Source organism: Luteimonas sp. TWI596 (assembly GCF_039674105.1).
Taxonomy (GTDB): domain Bacteria; phylum Pseudomonadota; class Gammaproteobacteria; order Xanthomonadales; family Xanthomonadaceae; genus Luteimonas.
The window spans coordinates 1-19,777 of the sequence record NZ_JBDJMU010000029.1 but is presented as its reverse complement, the minus strand read 5'-3'; the positions used below and the strand labels follow the sequence as shown (position 1 = coordinate 19,777).

17 protein-coding genes and 1 pseudogene are annotated in these 19,777 nt (G+C 67.9%); 11 read left to right on the top strand and 7 right to left on the bottom strand.

Features of this window, described 5'->3' with window-relative positions:
* Positions 1-169: 169 nt before the first annotated feature.
* The 3 genes and pseudogenes from metK to ABE487_RS15990 form a co-directional block, all read right to left on the bottom strand.
* Complete coding sequence (gene metK, locus ABE487_RS16000; protein ID WP_346443328.1) at positions 170-1,381, bottom strand: methionine adenosyltransferase; 1,212 nt, start codon at positions 1,379-1,381, stop codon at positions 170-172.
* A gap of 218 nt (positions 1,382-1,599) precedes the next feature.
* Positions 1,600-2,346 carry a VCBS repeat-containing protein gene (locus ABE487_RS15995; protein ID WP_346452648.1) on the bottom strand — a complete coding sequence of 249 codons (747 nt, stop codon included), beginning with the start codon at positions 2,344-2,346 and terminating at the stop codon, positions 1,600-1,602.
* 126 nt (positions 2,347-2,472) lie between these two features.
* Positions 2,473-3,795: pseudogene (locus tag ABE487_RS15990) on the bottom strand (S8 family peptidase); the annotation flags it as partial.
* Positions 3,796-4,141: 346 nt separating this feature from the next.
* On the opposite strand from ABE487_RS15990, the gene ABE487_RS15985 reads away from it, so the two are divergent.
* Positions 4,142-5,191 carry a metal-dependent hydrolase gene (locus ABE487_RS15985; protein ID WP_346452642.1) on the top strand — a complete coding sequence of 350 codons (1,050 nt, stop codon included), beginning with the start codon at positions 4,142-4,144 and terminating at the stop codon, positions 5,189-5,191.
* Positions 5,192-5,215: 24 nt separating this feature from the next.
* Here the strand turns inward: ABE487_RS15985 and dusB are convergent, their stop codons facing one another.
* From dusB to ABE487_RS15965, 4 genes are all read right to left on the bottom strand, one after another.
* Entirely contained in the window at positions 5,216-6,211 is a 996-nt protein-coding gene (gene dusB / locus ABE487_RS15980; RefSeq protein ID WP_346452643.1) for a tRNA dihydrouridine synthase DusB, read from the bottom strand.
* A gap of 53 nt (positions 6,212-6,264) precedes the next feature.
* On the bottom strand, positions 6,265-6,987 hold the full coding sequence (locus ABE487_RS15975; protein WP_346452644.1) for a DUF4893 domain-containing protein: 723 nt from the start codon (positions 6,985-6,987) through the stop codon (positions 6,265-6,267).
* 61 nt (positions 6,988-7,048) lie between these two features.
* On the bottom strand, positions 7,049-8,002 hold the full coding sequence (locus ABE487_RS15970; protein ID WP_346443335.1) for a ribokinase: 954 nt from the start codon (positions 8,000-8,002) through the stop codon (positions 7,049-7,051).
* 40 nt (positions 8,003-8,042) lie between these two features.
* Positions 8,043-9,341, bottom strand: coding sequence for a nucleoside transporter C-terminal domain-containing protein (locus tag ABE487_RS15965; protein WP_337246126.1), 1,299 nt, complete (start codon positions 9,339-9,341; stop codon positions 8,043-8,045).
* Positions 9,342-9,530: 189 nt separating this feature from the next.
* Between ABE487_RS15965 and ABE487_RS15960 the strand changes: the two genes are divergently transcribed.
* From ABE487_RS15960 to ABE487_RS15915, 10 genes are all read left to right on the top strand, one after another.
* A complete protein-coding gene (locus ABE487_RS15960; RefSeq protein WP_346452645.1) occupies positions 9,531-10,526 on the top strand; it encodes an aldo/keto reductase in 996 nt (331 codons plus the stop codon).
* Positions 10,527-10,590: 64 nt separating this feature from the next.
* On the top strand, positions 10,591-10,812 hold the full coding sequence (locus ABE487_RS15955; protein ID WP_346452646.1) for a hemin uptake protein HemP: 222 nt from the start codon (positions 10,591-10,593) through the stop codon (positions 10,810-10,812).
* A 133-nt stretch (positions 10,813-10,945) separates the two neighbouring features.
* Positions 10,946-13,204, top strand: a complete 2,259-nt coding sequence (locus ABE487_RS15950) for a TonB-dependent hemoglobin/transferrin/lactoferrin family receptor (protein WP_346452647.1) — start codon at positions 10,946-10,948, stop codon at positions 13,202-13,204.
* A 35-nt stretch (positions 13,205-13,239) separates the two neighbouring features.
* A complete protein-coding gene (locus tag ABE487_RS15945; protein ID WP_346443341.1) occupies positions 13,240-13,872 on the top strand; it encodes a Hemin transport protein in 633 nt (210 codons plus the stop codon).
* Positions 13,869-14,816 carry a DUF6607 family protein gene (locus tag ABE487_RS15940; protein WP_346443342.1) on the top strand — a complete coding sequence of 316 codons (948 nt, stop codon included), beginning with the start codon at positions 13,869-13,871 and terminating at the stop codon, positions 14,814-14,816. Before ABE487_RS15945 ends, ABE487_RS15940 begins: the two co-directional genes overlap by 4 nt.
* Before the next feature lie 137 nt (positions 14,817-14,953).
* Positions 14,954-15,916 (top strand): SPFH domain-containing protein, encoded by a 963-nt coding sequence (locus tag ABE487_RS15935; RefSeq protein ID WP_337246121.1) that lies wholly within the window; start codon positions 14,954-14,956, stop codon positions 15,914-15,916.
* Between the two features lie 10 nt (positions 15,917-15,926).
* The gene (locus tag ABE487_RS15930) at positions 15,927-16,358 is read left to right on the top strand and encodes an NfeD family protein (RefSeq protein ID WP_346449576.1); all 432 of its coding nucleotides are present in this window, start codon (positions 15,927-15,929) and stop codon (positions 16,356-16,358) included.
* Between the two features lie 81 nt (positions 16,359-16,439).
* Positions 16,440-17,537 carry a glycine cleavage system aminomethyltransferase GcvT gene (gene gcvT / locus ABE487_RS15925; protein WP_346443346.1) on the top strand — a complete coding sequence of 366 codons (1,098 nt, stop codon included), beginning with the start codon at positions 16,440-16,442 and terminating at the stop codon, positions 17,535-17,537.
* Positions 17,538-17,605: 68 nt separating this feature from the next.
* A complete protein-coding gene (gene gcvH / locus ABE487_RS15920) occupies positions 17,606-18,001 on the top strand; it encodes a glycine cleavage system protein GcvH (RefSeq protein ID WP_346443348.1) in 396 nt (131 codons plus the stop codon).
* Between the two features lie 1,045 nt (positions 18,002-19,046).
* Positions 19,047-19,598 carry a hypothetical protein gene (locus ABE487_RS15915; protein WP_346447883.1) on the top strand — a complete coding sequence of 184 codons (552 nt, stop codon included), beginning with the start codon at positions 19,047-19,049 and terminating at the stop codon, positions 19,596-19,598.
* The last annotated feature ends 179 nt before the right edge of the window (positions 19,599-19,777 follow it).

Below are 19,777 nucleotides of genomic sequence, written 5' to 3'. Positions count from 1 at the left end.
GGCTGTCCTTGGCGCCGCACCGTGCGACGAGATATAGCATGTCGCCCGCCGGGTGCACGTCGGGTGAGACGGGCACGCCCACGGGGCAGGGGCGCGGGCCGGCCCGCCGGGCCAAACGACGACGGGCCGCTTGCGCGGCCCGTCGTGGCGACACCTGGCGGCGCCGGTCTTACTTGAGCTTGGCGTCGGCGCGCAGGGCCTCGGCGCGGTCGGTCTTCTCCCACGAGAACGCAGTCGCGGTGTGCTGCTCGCCCGCGCCGTCGGTGTAGCTGACCTGCTGCGGCTTGCGGCCGAAATGGCCGTAGCTGGCGGTACGCTGGTAGACCGGGTGGATCAGGTCGAGCATCTGGATGATGCCGTAGGGGCGCAGGTCGAAGTGGCGGCGGATCAGCTTCTCGATCTGCGCGTCCGGAATCTTGCCGGTGCCGAACGTGGTCACCGAGATCGAGGTCGGCTCGGCGACGCCGATCGCATACGACACCTGGACCTCGCAGCGGTCGGCCAGGCCGGCCGCGACCACGTTCTTGGCGACGTAGCGCGCGGCGTAGGCAGCCGAGCGGTCGACCTTCGACGGGTCCTTGCCCGAGAACGCGCCGCCACCGTGACGGGCCCAGCCGCCGTAGGTGTCGACGATGATCTTGCGGCCGGTCAGGCCACAGTCGCCCACCGGCCCGCCGATGATGAACTTGCCGGTCGGGTTGATGTGGAACTTGGTGCCCTTGTGCAGCCACTTGGCCGGCAGCACGGGCTTGATGATCTCCTCGCGCACCGCCTCGATCAGATCCTTCTGCTTGACACCCGGATCGTGCTGGGTCGACAGCACGACGGCGTCGATCGCGGTCGCCTTGCCGTCTTCGTAGCGCAGCGTGACCTGGCTCTTGGCGTCGGGGCGCAGCCACGGCAGCGGCGAGTTCTTCTTCTTGCGCACCTGCGCCTGGCGCTCGACCAGACGGTGCGAAAGATGGATCGCAGCCGGCATGTGGCTGTCGGTCTCGTTGGTCGCGTAGCCGAACATCAGGCCCTGGTCGCCGGCGCCCTGCTGCTCGGGGTTCTTGCGGTCCACGCCCTGGTTGATGTCGGGCGACTGCTTGCCGATCAGGTTCAAAACGCCGCAGGTCTCGCCGTCGAAACCGACGTCGGAGCTGTCGTAGCCGATGTCCAGGATCACCTTGCGGGTCAGCGCCTCCAGGTCGATCCACGCGCTGGTCGTCACCTCGCCGGCGACGATCGCCACGCCGGTCTTGACCAGCGTCTCGCACGCCACGCGCGCACGCTTGTCCTGGGCCAGGATCGCGTCGAGCACGGCATCGGAGATCTGGTCGGCAATCTTGTCCGGATGGCCTTCGGAGACGGACTCGGACGTGAAGAGATAGCTGGACATCAGGGCTATATCCCTATATTCGGATGAAAAGATGGCCGCGAATGATACACCCCCGGCCTGCGCTGCGCATCTTGTCGTCCCGTGTGTTGCCGTAGAGTTAAGGGGGCCAGGGCTGGTGCCAGTTCACGAGCCTGCCCACCGTGTCAGGTCGCGACGCGTCCACCCCGCTTTGACCCCGGGCGACGCGACGAGCAGCGCCGCCCGGGATTTCCAAGACATCACTGGCTGGGCGCGACCAGTATCTGCCATGCGTGGTCACTGCCCGTCTGATGCAGGGCAGTCGCAGTCTGGAGTAGGAACGTCTGGAAATGTTCTGCTCCGTTGAGGATGAAGACCTCGGTTCTGCCGGAGGCGCCGCCTTGCTTTCTGATGGCGTAGAGGTCAGGGGCGCCGTCGGAGTTCTGGTCCTGTAACGCGAACGACCAGCTTGGATCGTGCCCGGTCGTATGCAGCGCCGTCGCTGTCTGCATCTTGAAGGACTGGAATCCAGTCGCGCCGTCTAGGATATGGACTTCTGTGGAGCTGGCGCCCTGGCGATTGATTGCGTAAAGGTCCAAGGTGCCGTCCCGGTCATAGTCTGCGAGATCGAACATCCAGGTCGAATCCGAGCCTGTGGGATGGAGCGCGGTTGCGGTGTGCAGCAAGAACGATTGGAAACCAGTGGCGCCGTTGAGAACGTGGACCTCGGTGCTGTTGGAACCACCGCCCTGCTTCTGGATCGCGTAGAGATCCAGAGCGCCATCGCGGTCGTAGTCGCCAAGCGCAAAGGTCCAACTCGAGTCGCTTCCCGTGTGATGAAGAGCTGTCCCTGTCTGCATGAGGAATGTCTGGAAATGGCTGGCGCCGTCGAGAACATGGACCTCGGTTGAGCTCGTTCCCTGCTTATTGATCGCGTAGAGGTCGGTCACGCCGTCGGCGTTGAAGTCGCCGAGCAGAAAGACCCAGCGCGCATCGGCGCCAGTCACGTGTAAAGCGGTCGCAGTCTGCGGCGGAAAGGACTGGAAGCCATCTCCGCCATCGAGGACGTGAACTTCAGTTGTGCTCCCGCCTTGCTTGTTGATGGCGTAGAGGTCGGGTATCGCCGGGGCGACGGCTTCGACAGCGGCCCGCGCGTTGACGATGCCGGTCCCGATAGGCTGCGATGGCGCCGTTGGAAAGGGTGTCGCGGTGTTTTTGAGAATGGTGCCTGCCTGCGAGGGCGTGAGCGGATTGCGCGCTACCGATTGCATCAGGGCGAGGACCCCTGACACATGCGGCGCTGCCATCGATGTTCCGCCGTAGTAGGCGTAGCTCTCGCTTGCCGGTGTCGTGGCGCCGGCATTGAGGGTCGAGAGAATGTCCGAGCCCGGAGCAGAGAGATCCACTCGGCTTCCGTAATTCGACGCCTGTCCGCCTCCCCAGATCGAACGGGCGCCGTTGCGGTCGACGGCGCCGACTGTGATGACATTCGCGCAACTTGCGGGTTGGAAGGCCGCAGCGTCGGCATTGGAGTTGCCCGCTGACACGACGATCGTACTGCCGCGCGAGACTGCACCATTGATGGCGCTCTGGTAGGTGGCCGAGCAGTTACCGGCGCCGCCCAGTGACAGGTTGATCACCTCCGCGGGGTTGGCATTGGTCGGCACCCCGGGCACGCTGCCGCCCGACGCCCAGACAATGGCGTCGGCAATGTCAGAGACCGTGCCGCCGCATCGACCGAGGACGCGCACGGGCACGATTTTGGACTCGAAAGCGGTGCCGGCAACCCCCTTCGCGTTGTTCGTCACGGCGGCGATGGTGCCTGCGACATGCGTGCCATGCCAGCTCGAATTCGCCGCCGGAACGCCGGCGCCACATTCGTTGGCGGCTCGCCAATCTCCTTCATCGGCTGGATTGGGATCCCTGCCGTTGCCGTCTCTGGCTCTGGCAGCATCGCTGATGAAGTCGTAGCCCGGGAGCACATTGGCGTTGAGATCGCTGTGCGAGGTAATCCCCGTATCCAGCACCGCGACGACCACGCCGGCGCCGGTTGCGGTCTCCCACGCCTGTGGCGCACGGATTCCGGCGGCCTGATGGGTGTAGCCCCATTGCTCGCCGAATCGGGGGTCATTGGGTGTCATCGTCGGGTACATCCTCGCATCGACTTCGACGTACTCGACCCTTGGGTCGGCCGCGATGGCCCGAAGCAGGGTCTCTGCATCGGCCGCCTCGAGCGCTTGGGTGGTCCGGATCACGTCGGCACCCAGCGCGGTACGCCGCAGGTGCCGAACATCCACGACGCCGCGTGTCGCAGTCAGGCTGCTGGCGGCGCGCTTTAGCGAGGTCGAGAGTGAGGCGCCTTCGGCACCCTGCAGGCTGCCGGTTCGATACTTCACGATGAACTGATCGTACGTGTGGCCCCCGCGAAGTGACGAGGTGTCGACCGTGGCCCCCATGGCGGGGAACGCGAGGAGGGACAGGAACGCGGCGGTGACGGCGGGCGCGACAATACCCGCGTGCGTTGTCTTGGAGCTTGGCATGTCGAGTTCTTCCTCTGGCAGGTTGACGATTCCGAGAACGGGGCCTGACAGGAGCGAAGTCGATCCGCCGTCCCTGGCATTCCCCTTGACGCGGGGGGCGAATCCATCGCCGATTCCTGAAGGTAGCAGGCGTTTCGTTCCACTTCCAATCGACGCACTGCGAGTCCGCGGTCGAAGACTGCCTTCCCCAGAATTGGGCCTCGTCGCGTGGCATCGGGCGCGCCATCAAATGGAGCAGGGTGTCTGCGTCTAAGATTGCGCAATGGATTCCCTGACCCAGATCGTCCTCGGTGCGTCGGTCGCGGCGGCCGTCGTGCCGGCGGCGCATCGCCGGGCCGCTTTGCTGGCCGGCGCTGCGCTGGGTACGGTGCCCGACCTCGATGGTCTGGTGATCGCGCTGTTGACCGACGACCCCGTGCTGCGGATGACGCTGCATCGCGGAATCACCCATTCGTTGTTGGTGTTGCCGCTTGCCGCCACGGCGCTGTGGTGGGCGCTGCGCCGCTACGGCCACGGCCGGGTCGCGGCCGCGCCGGGGCGTTGGTTCTGGGCGATCCAGCTCGCGCTGGTCACGCACCCGCTGCTCGATGCGTTCACGGTCTATGGCACGCAGTTGCTGTGGCCGTTCCGGCCGTCGCCGACGATGTGGTCGAGTGTCTTCATCATCGATCCGCTGTACACGATCTGGTTGCTGATCGGCGTGCTGGTCGCGGCGTTCGTTGGCGCGCGTCGGGTCGGCGGCCGCGCGCTCGCGGTCGGGCTCGCGTTGAGCACGGCGTACCTCGGCTGGTCGCTGGTCGCCAAGGCGCGCGTCGACCGGGACGCCGAACACGCCCTTGCGGCGCTGGGCCTTGCCGACGCGCCGCGCTTCTCGGTGCCGATGCCCTGCAACACCGTGCTGTGGCGGGTGGTCGCGATGACGCCGGATGGCTACGTCGAGGGGTTCCGGTCGTTGGTCGCCGACCGCGGCCCGATGCAGTTCGCGGCCTATCCTTCGGACGTGGCGGCCCTGCGCGCGAATGCCGCACTGCCTGCGGTGCAGCGGCTGGCCTGGTTCAACCGCGGCTTCATGGGCGCGACGTTCGTCGATGGGCGGTTGCAGCTCAGCGACCTGCGCATGGGCAACGAGCCCGAGTACTTCTTCCGGTTCACCATCGCCGAGCGCACGGCCGCGGGCTGGTCTGCATTGCCCCCGACCCAGGCGCCGATGGCCCGCGATGTGGGAGCGACGTGGAATGCGACCTGGGCGCGGATGTGGCACGAACCTGCGGTGCCGGGACTGGGCGACCACCAGGCCATCGGCGCCCCCTGACGCCGGACGTGCGAATACGGTCTGTCAGGCGGCCAGCATCGGGTGCGTGTCGCCGGCGATCAGTGCATCGAAGTAGGCGCGCGTGAGCGCGAGTTGCTCCTGCGCGGTGTCGGCGCGGTTGACCACCGCGCGGAAAGCGTGATGCTCCGGTCGGTCTTTCGCGTACCAGCCCAGGTGCTTGCGCGCGATGCGCACGCCGGCGGGTTCGCCGTAGAACGCATGCAGCGCCTGGAGATGGCCGAGCAGGATGTCGCGGATCTCCTGCAACGACGGTGGCGGGAGGTGGTGGCCGGTGGCGAGAAAGTGCGCGATCTCGCGGAAAATCCAGGGCCGGCCCTGCGCCGCGCGACCGACCATGACTGCGTCGCATCCGGTGTGGCGCAATACCGCCAGCGCCTTTTCCGGCGAGTCGATGTCGCCGTTGGCGATCACCGGGATCGACAGGTGCGCCTTGATCGCCGCGATCGTGTCGTACTCGGCGCTGCCGGTGTAGTGCTGGTCGCGGGTGCGGCCGTGGACGGCGAGGGCGGCGATGCCCGCGTCCTGCGCAATACGCGCGATCGTCGGTGCGTTGCGATGTGCGGCGCACCAGCCGGTGCGGATCTTCAGTGTCACTGGCACGTCGACGGCGGCGACCACGGCCTGCAGGATCCGTGCGACCAGCGCTTCGTCCTGCATCAGCGCCGAGCCGGCCCAGGCGTTGCAGACCTTCTTGGCCGGGCAGCCCATGTTGATGTCGACGATCTGCGCGCCGTGCGCGACGTTGTGGCGCGCCGCCTCGGCGAGCATGGCCGGCTCGGTACCGGCGATCTGTACGCCGACCGGGGCCGGCTCGCCGTCGTGGTCCATGCGGCGCAGCGACTTCTCGGTGCGCCAGAAGCGCGGATCGCTGATCGTCATCTCCGACATCGCCAGGCCCGCGCCCAGGCGCTTGCACAGCTGCCGGAACGGCTTGTCGGTGACGCCGGCCATCGGGGCCAGCACCACGTTGGGTTCGATGCGGTACGGACCGATCTGCATGCGCCCATTGTCGCCGATCGGTGGACCCGGGTCGCGCACACGCCCTTCTGAATTCAGCGGCGCAGTTGGTAGAGCTCGAAGCGCGGGCCATCGACGTCGAGCACCATCAGCAGTTCGTCGTCGCCGGTGCGCACCAAGCGTCCGACGCTGTCGCCCTCGACGCGCGCAGCCGGCGGCGTGGGCCACTGGCGGCTGTAGCCGGGGGAGGGATCGTCGTTGACCGACTGCGAGCCCAGGAATGCGAGCGTACTGCGGTCGATCGGCAGCAGTCGGCCTTGTCGGCGCTGCGAACCGGTCGTCTTGGCGAAGGTCAGCATACCGTCGCGGCGCGCGATCGTAGCGTCGAACCATGGGTAGCCATAGGCGCCGCCGCGTCCGTCGAACTGCAGCGAGCGGACTTTCCAGGCGCCGGTGATCGTGCCCAGCGGGCGGCCGCTTCCGGCCAGTGCCAGCGCCTGTCGCGCGTCCGCCAGCACTGGATCGTGGTCGTCGAGCGCTTGGTCGAACATGGGGTCGGCGAGGATCGCGTCGCGGTCGGCCGGCCAGGCCTGGCTCCGCCAGTCGTCCGGTGTGCTGCCGTGCGCGTCCGCCTGCGCGGGCGGCGCCGCCTCCGTCATCGGGTTGGCAGCGGACTTCGCGGCATCGGCCGTGGTTGGCACGTCGGCCGGCGATGTCGGTGTCGGCGCCGGGTCGGCCGGGCTGCAGGCGGCCAGTGCGAGCGCGATCGCCAGGCCGGTGCCGGCACGCAGGCGCGCGGGAAATGAACAACAGGACATCGGCAGACTCCGCCGCGATCCTCGGTGCCGCGGCCGGGCGACCGTAGCGCGTGCGGTGTCGTCAGTCCGTCGTGGGGCGCAGGTGCGGCATCGCCGCGGCGGCACCGACCCGCTCGGTCGATCGCCCCGCGTAATGCGCGGCGAAACGCACGTGGGTGTCGAAGGGCACGGCCTGGTCGCCGGCGAGCGAAGCGGCCAGGGCGCCGTTGAATGCATCGCCCGCACCGGTGGTGTCGACCGGTTCGACCTTGTCGGCCGGCACGCGATAGAACGGCTGCGTATCGCCGCGGGTCAGATCCTCGCGATGGGAGACGAACGCACCGGCGGCGCCGAGCGTGATCACCACCGTGCCGCGGGGCAGCAGCGTGCGGCACCAGCGATGCAACTGCGCATCGGCCGTGCCGGCGATCGCCTCGCTGTCGATGCGATGGCTGGTGTGGCGCTCGAGCAGGCCGGCGAACTCCGTCTCGTTCGGAGTGAGGATGTCGGCCGCGGCGAGCAGCTCGCGCAGGCACTGCGCGTTGGCCGGCGCGGGGTTGAGCATGGTCGAGGTGCCGGCCGCGCGCGCCAGGCGCATCGCTTCGAGCACGCTGTCGAGCGGGGATTCGAGCTGGGTCAGCAGGACGCGGGCGCCGGCCAGAGCCTCAGCCTGCCGGCCCACCCAGGAGGCACACAGGTCGCCGTTGGCGCCGGCGCCGATGACGATGGTGTTGTGGCCGGCCTCATCGACGTAGATACCGGCAGTGCCGGTCGGGTGGCTGCTCTCGCGCACGCGCATCGCGATCCCGTCGGCCTGGGCGAGTGTGCGTGCCTGGCGGCCGCCGTCGTCGTCGCCCAGCGCGCACAGGAAGGTGGTCTGCGCGCCTGCCCGGGTCGAGGCGACGGCCTGATTGAAGCCCTTGCCGCCGGGCCCGGTGTGGTAACGGCCGCTGAGCGTCTCGCCGCGGCGCGGCAGGGTGCTGCAGTTCCAGACATGGTCGACATTGAACGACCCGACGACGACGACACGACTCACGCGCACATCCTCTTTGTCCCGCTCTCGCAATGGCTCGGCGTCAGGCGCCGATGTAGGTCAGCACGCCGGCGATCGTCGCGGTCATCAGCGTGGCGATGGTGCCGCCGAGCACCGCGCGCAGGCCGAACCGCGCCAGATCCTGGCGGCGGTCGGGGGCCAGGCCGCCGATGCCGCCGATCTGGATCGCGATCGAGCTGAAGTTCGCAAAGCCGCACAGCGCATAGGTCGCGATCAGGCGGCCCTGCTCGGTCAGCGCGATGCCCTCGACACGGCCGTTGACGATGTCGGCCAGCTGCAGGTAGGCGACGAATTCGTTGATGACGATCTTTTGGCCGATCAGCGAGCCGACCACAGACGCGTCCTGCCACGGCACGCCGATCAGCCAGGCGATCGGGGCGAGCACGAAGCCGAAGATCGTCGCCAGGTTGGTCGGGCGGCCGATCGCCTCGGCCAGGCCGGTGGCCTCGCCGATCCATTCCAGCGGCCAGTTGATCATCGCGATCAGCGCGATGAAGGCCAGCAGCATCGCACCGATGTTCAGCGCCAGGCGCAGGCCGTCGCCAGCGCCGGCGGCCGCGGCATCGATAATGTTGCCGGTGGTCTTCTCGACCTCCATCTTGACCGTGCCGCGGGTCAGCGGCTCGCGCGTCTCGGGGATCAGGATCTTGGCGATGACCAGCGTCGCCGGTGCGGCCATGATCGAAGCCGCCAGCAGATGCTTGGCGTAGAACGCCTGTTCCTCGGGGTTGCCGCCGCCGAGCATGCCCACGTACGCCGCGAGCACGCCGCCGGCGATATGCGCCATGCCGCCGATCATCATCGTGATCAGCTCCGACTCGGTCATCCTGGAGATGTACGGGCGCACGGTCAGCGGCGCCTCGGTCTGGCCGATGAACACGCTGGCGCACACGCTGGTGGTCTCCGCGCCCGAGACCCGCATCACCTTGGTGATCGCCAGTGCCATGACCCGCACGATCGCCTGCATCACGCCCAGGTGATAGAGCACGCCCATCAGCGCGGCGAAGAAGATGATCGTCGGCAGTACCTGGAACGCGAAGATGAAGCCGTAGGTCTCCACGTTCATCAGGCTGCCGAAGATGAACTCCGAGCCGGCGTTGACGAACGAGAGCACCTTGACGAAGCCGTGGCCCAGCGCATCGAACACCTCGCGCCCGCCGGGCACGCGCAGCACGACGGCGGCGAACGCGATCTGCAGGGTGACGCCGGTGGCGACCAGCTTCCAGTCGACGGCGCGCTTGTTGTTGGAGAACAGCCACGTGATCGCGAGCAGCACGGCGAGTCCGAACAGGCCGAAGCCGATCCGCGTCAGGTCTTCCATCGTGGCCCCCAGGCCCGTCGACAAGTCGCGCAGCCTAGTGCAGCGGGCCGGTACGGGCAACCACGGGCCATGTGAAGGCCGTGTCATTCAGGCTCACCGCGCCGACGGCGCGGTATGCCGGGCGGGGCCGGCCGCGCGAAGGCGCAGCTTGCATACACTGATGCGCCCCGACAGCGAGGAACCCCGCCCATGCATTACCGTCGTCTCGGCACCTCCGGCCTGCAGCTCTCGGCGCTCTCGTTCGGCGCCTGGACCACGTTCGGGCGCCAGGTCGGCCGGGGCCAGGCGCGCGAGCTGGTGGCCGCGGCCTGGGACCATGGCATCAACTTCTTCGACAATGCCGAGGGCTACGCCAACGGCGAGGCGGAGCGCGTCATGGGGGATGTGATCGCCGATCTGCGCCTGCCGCGCGACGGCTACTGCGTATCGAGCAAGGTGTTCTTCGGCGCGGCGACCGAGCCCCGGCCCACCCAGCGGGGGCTGTCGCGCAAGCACGTGCGCGATGCCTGCGATGCCGCACTGCGGCGGCTGCGGGTCGATCACCTCGACCTCTATTTTTGCCACCGGCCCGATCCCGACACCCCGTTGGCCGAGACCGTGTGGGCGATGGACACGCTGATCCGCCAGGGCAAGGTCCTGTACTGGGGCACCTCCGAATGGCCGGCGGCCGCGATCCGCGAGGCAGCGCAGATCGCGCGCACACACCACCTGCACGGGCCGACGATGGAGCAGCCCGAGTACAACCTGCTGCGGCGCGAGCGGGTCGAGCTGGAGTACGCGCCGCTGTATGCCGAACTCGGGCTGGGCACAACGACGTGGTCGCCGCTGGCCTCGGGCCTGTTGACCGGCAAGTACGCCGGCGGCGTGCCCGCCGACAGCCGACTCGCCCAGCCGGAGCTGGGCTGGTTGCAGCGCGAAGTGCTGGGGGATACGGAGCGGGTGGGGCGCGCTTCGCGATTCGTCGCATTGGCGGCGCAGTTGGGGGTTGCGCCGGCACCGCTGGCGATCGCCTGGTGTCTGCGCAATCCGCACGTGTCCTCGGTGCTGCTGGGCGCCAGCCGGGTGGAGCAGCTGATCGAAAACCTGCAGGCGCTCGAACTCGTTGCGCGGCCCGACACCGGCTTCTGGGCGCGCGTGGATGCATTGATGGGCGGGCCGAACGATGACCGCCCATCGGAAGAATGACAGTCGCTCTTGACTAGGAAATGAGAATCACTAGCATTGGGGGCCCGCTTCCGAGGAACCGACCATGCTTGCGCCCCAGTTCCGCGATTCCGTTCCCGCCCGCGACTCGGCCGATGGCCACAACGTGCACCGACTGGCCCGCGCCCACGATGTCCGCGCGTCCGAGCCGATCGAGCTCGACAGTGCGCAGCTGCTGCGCGGCCAGCGCGAGCTGCAGATCCGTCACGGCAACGAGGTCTATCGCCTGCGCCACACCCGCAACGACAAGCTGATTCTGACCAAGTAAGCCCGCTGTCGATCGGTGCCGCCGTCCCCCAGTGGCGGCACCGTCCGTCTACCGATCTCTCCGGTCGCCCGCCCGCGCGTTCCTCTCCCCGCGCTTGCCAGCCAGCCGTCGCCCTCCAAGCACGAGTCTGCGCATGCGCCTCCACCCGCTTTCTGTCTCCCTGGCCCTGGGCCTGTTTCCGTTCGCCGCGCTGGCCGCGCCCGACGGCGCTGTCGACGCCACCGCACCGGCTTTGGCCGAGTTCGACCGGGTCGTCGTCACCGCCACCCGGACCGAACGCGCGATCGTCGACGTGCCCAATACTGTCGATGTGATCGATCGCGCGCGCATGGACGCAACTCTGGTCCGCGACATCGCCGACCTGTTCCGCTACGAGCCAGGCGTGACTGTCGGCCGCAATGTCGGCCGCTTCGGCCTGTCGGACATCCGCATCCGCGGCCTGGGTGGCAACCGGGTGCGCATCCAGACCGATGGCATCGCGGTTTCCGATGCATTCGCCATCGGCAGTTTCTCCAACGCCAACCGCAACTTCGTCGACCCGGACACGCTCAAGCGGGTCGAGGTCGTGCGAGGGCCGACGAGTTCGCTCTACGGCTCGGACGCGCTCGGTGGCGTGGTCTCGTTCGTCACCAAGGACCCGTCCGACTATCTGGATGACGGGCGTGACACGTACTTCGGCTTCAAGCTCGGCGCCACGACTGCCGACGAAGGCCTGTTCGCCAATGCCACCGCGGCGTTCGGCGGCGCGCGCTGGTCGGGCCTGGTGGCCGTGGGCCACCGCCAGGGCAAGGAGACCGAGACCATGGGCGAGGTGGGCGGCGAGGGCAGCGCCCGTACGCAGGCCAACCCGCAATCGACCAACGGCCGCAGCGTGCTGGCCAAGGCGGTGTTCGCGCCCGATGCCCGGCAGCGCTTCCGGTTGACGGTCGAGGGCAACGAGGACGACGTCGAGACCGATGTGCTGACTTCTTATGGCTTCCAGGCCATGACGCGCGCGACCAACACGCAGGTGCTCGGCGACGACCACCAGTCGCGCGTGCGGGTCTCGTTCGGGCACGAGATCGATGGACTGTCCTGGGCACTTGCCGACGCCGTGGACTGGCAGGTCTATCGGCAGGACAGCCGCACGCGCCAGGACAGCCTGGAGGCGCGCAACGTCCCCGCCACGCAGATGACGTCGGCGCTGCGCGACCGCCGCGAGCGCAGCTTCTTTTTCGACCAGCGCACCTATGGCGTGCAGGCCAATGCGCGCAAGACGTTCGAGACCGGCAGCGTTGTCCACACGCTGGCCTACGGCCTCGACGTGGAGATCGCGGAAACCCGGCAGAAGCGCGATGGCCTGCGCACGATCCTCGACACCGGCGCGGTGACCAACGTCATCAGCCCCGACGTCTTCCCGGTTCGCGACTTCCCGATCAGCGACACCACCAAAGCCGCGCTCTACGTGCAGGACGAGATCGCGTTCGCCGATGGCGCGGTGCGCCTGGTTCCCGCGATCCGGGTCGACCATTACCGGCTCAAGCCCAAGGTCGACACGATCTTCCGCGAGGACAACCCGTCCACGCAGGTCGCCGACATCCGCAAGACCCGGGTCTCGCCCAAGCTCGGTGCGGTCTGGCATTTCGCCGAGGCCTGGTCGCTGTTCGGCGGCTACGCCGCGGGCTTCCGCGCGCCGCCATATAACGACGTCAACATCGGCTTCACCAACTTCGCCTTCGGCTACACCGCCATTCCCAATCCGGACCTGCGCCCGGAGACCAGCGACGGGCTGGAGTTGGGCCTGCGCTTCGCCGGCCGATCGGCCTATGCCGGCCTGACCGGCTACTACAACCGATACGATGATTTCATCGAGTCCACGCGCTTTGTCGGCATCGATCCCGACAGCGGTCTGATGATCTTCCAATCGCAGAATGTCGCCGATGCGCGCATCTGGGGCGTGGAGTTCAAGGGCGGACTCGACCTCGACGTCCTGGCGCCGGCGCTCACCGGCTGGTCGCTGCGCGGCGCGGCCGCGTGGTCGCGCGGCGAGGACCGCACGACCGGCGATCCGCTGGCCAGCGTCGATCCGCTGACCGCCGTCTTGGGCCTGGCCTTCGATGGCGACACCTGGGGCGCGGAACTGGCCGGGCGCTTCGCCGCACGACGCGATCGCCTGCCGCCGGCCAGTACGGCCGTCGGTTACCGTGAGACACCGGGCCATGCGGTGCTCGACCTCTATGCCCATTGGACGTTCGCGCCAGGCACGACGGTCAACGTCGGTGTCCTCAATCTCGCCGATCGCAAGTACTGGCCGGCAGGGAACGTGCCACTGGTCGCCGCCGCCTCGACGACGTTCGACCGCTACACCGCGCCCGGGCGCAGCCTGGCGGTTAGCTTCGCGGTCGACTTCTGACGATGGCGCGCGCGGCCGCGGTCCTGCCTCCGGCAATGGCATCCGACGATGTGGCGGGGCCGCCGACGACGGCGCAACTGGCCACCCTCGGGACGGTGCTGTGCCTGCACCGCCCCGGCGCGGTGAACGAGCTTGGCGGCTGGTCGCGCGCACGCCGGGTCGAGGCCCACCGCGCGCTCGATGACGACGGCATGCGCGAGAGCCTGCTGTTCTTCGATGCCGAAGATGTCTGCTGCTGGCAACTGCACCTACTGCCCGACAGCGACTTTCTGGCCTGGGAGGCGCTGATCGAGCACTACCCGGCGGGCGGTCGCAGCGCACCGGCCGGCCTGGCTGAGCGCCTGTGGTACGGACTCGCGCAGCGTCTGTGGTCGGGCGGTTGGCAGGCGAGCGTGCTGCGCTTCCATGCGTTGACGCCTGCCTGCACCACGATCGACGGCGCCCCGATGCTGGTCGCCAGCCTGGCGACGATTTCACCGCTGGGCGCCGACTGCGCGCGCCGGATCGTGCGCGCCTACGGCATTGCGCCTGCCGTGGCGGTCGAGGGATGCACGCGCCGCACGGCCGCGCCGCCATCGGCCGGCATTGGCCAGCCCCGCGACACAACGGCGTTTCCCACTGCCTTACCCGCACGTTCGCTTTCCACCCGTTCCGGAGATTCCGCATGAACCCGCAAGCCGCCGCCCTGGCGTTCGTCCTGCTGCTGGCCCCGGCCGTCGCAGCGTCCGCCACCGCAACGCCAGCGCACGCCCCCGCCGCCGATCGCACCGCTATCCTCGCGATGCAGGGCGAGTACACGGTGCGCTTCTCGTTCGAGGAGACCGCCGTGTTGGCGCCGGGTTACGACCGCGTGCCCGCCAAGGACAGCGGCGGCGACGAGGTCGTGATCGTCGTCGAGGATGCCCCCGGCCGGATCGTGCTCCAGCACCTGCTGCTCGACGTCAAGAGCGGGCACGTGGTCAAGCACTGGCGCCAGGACTGGCACTATGAGGCGCCGACGCGTTGGGAGTTCACCGCCGATCAGACCTGGCAGCGGCGTGAGGTGCCGGCCGAACTTGTCCGCGGCGGCTGGACGCAATGCGTCTATGAGGTCAGCGATGCGCCGCGTTACTGCGGCACCGGGCGCTGGGTGCATGCCGGCGGCATCTCGACCTGGACCTCGGATGCGGACTGGCGCCCGTTGCCGCGCCGCGAGTACACCAAGCGCAGCGACTACAACGCGCTGGGGGCAATCAACCGGCATACGATCGTGCCCGGCGGCTGGACCCACGAGCAGGACAACACCAAGACCGTACGCGACGCGCAGGGCCGGCCGACCGCGCAACTGGTCCGCGAGTTCGGTTTCAATGACTACGTGAAGACCACCGCGATCGATTTCTCGCCGGCCTACGCCTATTGGAAGGCGACCCAGGGCTACTGGGCCCGCGTGCGCGATCGCTGGCAGGCGCGCCTGGCCGCGCCTGCGGGCGTGCGTCTGAAGACGGAGATCGACGGCATGGCCCTGATCGTGCCGCTGTTCGAGCAGGCGCAGACGGTGCAGGACGGCGGCACGGTGACCGACGCCCAGATCGATGCGGTGTTCGAGGCCTGGGTGACGACCGCCGCGCCGTAGCCCGACGTGCCACGGTGCGGCTGCGGCAGGGACACCGCAAGCCGCAGCCGGCGCGACGGCTCGCGACCGCGCGTCACGGTGGCCCGCCCTATACTCGGCCAAGCGCGGATGTCCGCGGATCGAAGTAGGGGAAACGCATGGGAACGGGACTGTTTCTGGCGGTGGTGCTCGCGCTCGCTGGCGTCATCGTGCTGTTCAAGACGGTGCGCATGGTGCCGCAGGGGTATGAGTGGACCGTCGAGCGCTTCGGCAAGTACACCCATTCGATGGCGCCGGGCCTGCACTTCCTGATCCCGATCGTCTATGGGGTCGGCCGCAAGATCAACATGATGGAGCAGGTGCTCGACGTTCCCAGCCAAGATGTCATCACCAAGGACAACGCGGTGGTGCGCGTGGACGGCGTGGTGTTCTTCCAGGTGCTCGACGCGGCCAAGGCGGCCTACGAGGTCTCGAACCTTGAGATCGCGACGATCGCGCTGGTGCAGACCAACATCCGCACCGTGATCGGCTCGATGGACCTCGACGAGTCGCTGAGCAACCGCGAGACGATCAATGCCCAGTTGCTCAACGTCGTCGACCATGCGACCAATCCCTGGGGCATCAAGGTCACCCGCATCGAGATCCGCGACATCCAGCCGCCGCGCGACCTGGTGGATTCGATGGCGCGTCAGATGAAGGCCGAGCGCGAACGCCGCGCGGTCATTCTCGAGGCCGAGGGGCATCGGCAGTCGGAGATCCTGCGCGCCGAGGGCGACAAGCAGGCCGCGATCCTGCAAGCCGAGGGCCAGAAGGAAGCCGCCTTCCGCGAGGCCGAGGCGCGCGAGCGGCTGGCCGAGGCGGAGGCGCGGGCGACGGAGATGGTGTCCAACGCGATCGCCAACGGCGACGTGCAGGCGATCAACTACTTCGTCGCGCAGAAGTATGTCGAGGCGTTCGAGAAGCTGGCGACGGCGCCGAACCAGAAGTTCGTGCTGATGCCGATGGAGACCAGCGGCATCATCGGCTCGATTGCCGGCATCGGCGAGCTGGCCAAGGAAGCGCTGGGCCAGAAGACCCAGGCGCGTCCGCAGGCGCCGGCACCGCAGCGCGGCGGGCTCTGACATGGACTGGCTGCGCGCGGACGTCGTCGGCTGGGCTGCGGTCGCGTTGCTGCTGATGGCGGCCGAGACCCTGGTGCCCGGCGCGTTCCTGCTGTGGATGGGGTTTGCGGCCGCGGCAGTATTCGTCGTCGTCCTGCTGGTGCCCGGACTGGCGCTGCTGCCGCAGGTCGCGCTGTTCGTCGTGCTCAGCTTCGTGTCGATCCTGGTGTATCGCAAATGGTTCCGCAATCGCGAGCGTCAGAGCGACCATCCCACGCTCAACCGCCGCGCCTCCCAGCACGTCGGTCGGGTCGTGCCGCTCGACCAGGCGATCGTCGCCGGACGCGGGCGGGTCAAGATCGGCGATGCCTTCTGGGTCGTCGAGGGCGCCGACCTGCCGGCCGGCACGATGGTGCGCATCCTTGGGACCGACGGCGTCAACCTGCACGTCGACGCCGTCTGAGCTCGTCGTTCCGGAAGGCGGCCGATGGCGCCGCCGACCTGCGATAATGCGTGCTTTCCGCAGGCGAGCCGGCAGTCCATCATGACCCAGAAGACCATCCTCAACGCATCGCACCGCGCCCTGGGCGCGCGCATGGTCGACTTCGGCGGCTGGGACATGCCGCTCAACTACGGCTCCCAGATCGAGGAGCATCACCATGTGCGTCGCGACGCCGGCATGTTCGACGTCAGCCACATGACCGTGGTCGACCTGCGCGGTGCGCAGACCCGCGCGTTCCTGCGCCAGCTCGTCGCCAACTCGATCGACAAGCTCAAGAGCCCGGGCAAGGCGCTCTACACCTGCATGCTCACGCCCGAGGGCGGGATCATCGACGACCTGATCGTCTACTTCATGGCCGACGATTGGTACCGCCTGGTCGTCAATGCCGCCACGCGCGACAAGGACCTGGCCTGGATCCAGGCGCAGGCTGCCGGATTCGAGGTCGAGGTCAGCGAGCGTCCGGAGCTGGCGATGATCGCCGTGCAGGGGCCGCAGGCGCGGGCCAAGGTTGCCGGGTTGCTCGGCGAGGTGGATGCCCTCGTCCTCGACAAGCTTGGCCGGTTCGCCGCCGCTGAACTCGAGGCCACGCCGTTCGGCGACCTGTTCGTCGCACGCACCGGCTATACCGGCGAGGACGGCTTCGAGATCGTGCTCCACGAGCGCCATGCCGTCGCGCTGTGGGAGGCGCTGCATGCCGCCGGCGTGGCACCGGCCGGCCTGGGCGCGCGCGACACCCTGCGGCTCGAGGCCGGCCTCGCGCTTTACGGCCAGGATATGGACGAGACGGTTTCGCCTTACGAGGCCGCGCTCGGATGGACGGTCGCACTCGACGAAGGGCGCGCGTTCAACGGCCGCGCATTGCTCGAACAGCACAGCACCGCCGCGCCTCGTCAGATGATCGGGCTGGTGATGGACGACAAGGGCGTGCTGCGTCACGGCCAGACGGTCACCACCGCCCAGGGGCAGGGCGAGATCCTGTCGGGCACGTTCTCGCCGACGATCGGCAAGGCGATCGCGTTCGCTCGCGTGCCGGCCGGCGAGCCGGGCGAGGTGACCGTCGACATCCGCGGCCGTCAGGTGCCGGTGCGCGTGGTCGCCTTCCCGTTCGTGCGCAACGGCCGGGTCGTCGACGGCATCTGATCCACCGCCGGACCCTTGGCTTACACTATCGCCACTTTCCCGCAGTCATGTTTTCACCGGAGCCGACAATGAGCGAAATCCCTGGCGACCTGAAGTTCCTGAAGTCACACGAATGGGTCCGTGTCGAAGGCGACGGCAAGGTCACCGTCGGCATCTCGGACCATGCCCAGGGTCTGCTTGGCGACCTGGTGTACGTCGAACTGCCCGCCGTCGGTGACACCGTCGAGGCCGGCAACGGCGTGGCCGTGGTCGAGTCGGTCAAGGCGGCCTCCGACGTCTACGCCCCGGTGTCGGGCAAGATCGCGGCGGTCAACGCTTCGCTCGCCGACAAGCCCGAGACCATCAACGAAGACGCCTTCGGCGAAGGCTGGCTGTTCGTCATCGAGCTCGACGATCCCGAGCAACTCGCCGACCTGCTTTCTCCCGACGATTACGCCGAGCTGCTGGAGGAGGACGCCGACTGAGGCCGCCTCGCGATCCGTGTTCATCGAAGCGCGCCCCAAGGGGCGCGCTTTTTTTTGGTGGTCTCCCTGCACGACCGGCAGGCTGCGCGAGAGCAGGCGGCGGCCAGTCGTTGTTCGCCGCCAGCGATCGGTGAGCGTGCCTGCGCGCGCCGATGTGCGCATGTGCTGCGAATGGCGACGCGCGTGGTGGAGGTGGTGTCCGCGGCATCGGGTAGCAACGCGTGCCATTGGACTTCGACGATCGACGACCTGCCGCCTGCCATCAGTCGTCAGTCGTCAGTCGTCAGTCGTCAGTCGTCGCTTGTCAGTCGTCACTCGTCGGTCGTCGTGGCGATGCCGTCGAGGTGTCTTGTTCGAGGTGCCGCGAGGTCGAATGCGTCGCGCACTTTTCGCGCAAACCGATGTTGCGACGTCGCATCGCCCGGTCCACGTGCACATCGCGTTCACCGGCCGGTCGGCGCGGTGATGAATGTTTCACCACGCCGCATCGCATCGTCTGCGCGTGTGCATTGGATCTCGCCGACGCTGTCGAATGTCGTGGAGAGTGCTTGTTTCAAGCACTTTCGTCGCGCTGCAGGCGATGACGCATCACGCATGCGGACCGCGGCGTCAGTGGGCCGTGCGTTTCGCTTGCAGGGCAGCCGCGGCGGGCGTCGGAGATCGGGCGCAACAAAAGCATGTCCGCCTGTTGACAGTGGAAAAAACCGTGATTAGGTTTCGCGGCAACACACGCCCGCTATCAAACGAGTGAGTCGAGCCCCGACAACAACGCGCTGCACAACTCGGACCTCCGCCAGGAACATCACAAGGTGGATGCGGGCAGCATCTCTGCCGCCAATCCCCGACATCGAATCCGGCACCCCGTTGCGTGCGACGCGGGTGCCTTCGCATCACCGGGATGCTGTCGCGACTGCGACGACCTTCCGACCGAATCCGTCCCGATGCGCTGGGCGCGTCGACGGGTGCACGCGGGTCCGACTCCCGCGCGCCGTTTTGAGTACTGGGCAGCTGTACATGCAAGTCCACTGACGAGGAGAGCCATCCCATGGCCACGAAGAAAGCTGCAAAGAAGACCACCGCCAAGAAGGCGGCCAAGAAGACCGTTCGCAAATCCGCTGCCAAGAAGGCCGTGAGCAAGGCCTCCAAGGCAACGAAGAAGGTCGCCAAGGCTGCGAAGAAGGCGACCAAGAAGGTTGCGAAGAAGGTCGCGAAGAAGGCCACCAAGAAGACCGCCAAGAAGGCTGCGACCAAGAAGTCGGCCACCAAGAAGGCCACCAAGAAGTCGGCAGCGAAGAAGGCGACCAAGAAGGCCACCAAGAAGTCGGCTGCGAAGAAGGCGACCAAGAAGACCGCCAAGAAGTCGGCCACCCGCAAGAGCGCCACCAAGAAGACCGCCACCCGCAAGGCCGCGACGAAGAAGGCCGCGACCAAGAAGACTGCGGCGAAGAAGGCCACCAAGAAGACCGCCAAGAAGGCGGCTGCTCGCAAGACCACGAAGACGGCGGCCAAGAAGGCGCCTGCCAAGCGTGCACCTGCCAAGCGCGCCAAGAAGAGCGCGCCGGTCGTCATCCCGACCATGCCGACGCCGCTGATCTGACCGACGGCCTGTTCGGCCGTCAACGCAGAACTCTTCCTCCGCATGCCCAGGCGGAGGAGGAGTTTTTTTTGGTTCTTCGCAGATTAGCGGGGAGTCCTTTGCCAGCCACCGTTACGCTTGATGCCTGATTCCAGGGCGCAAGGGTGAGGGGATGTTCGACCGGAAGACGATCAAGAGGC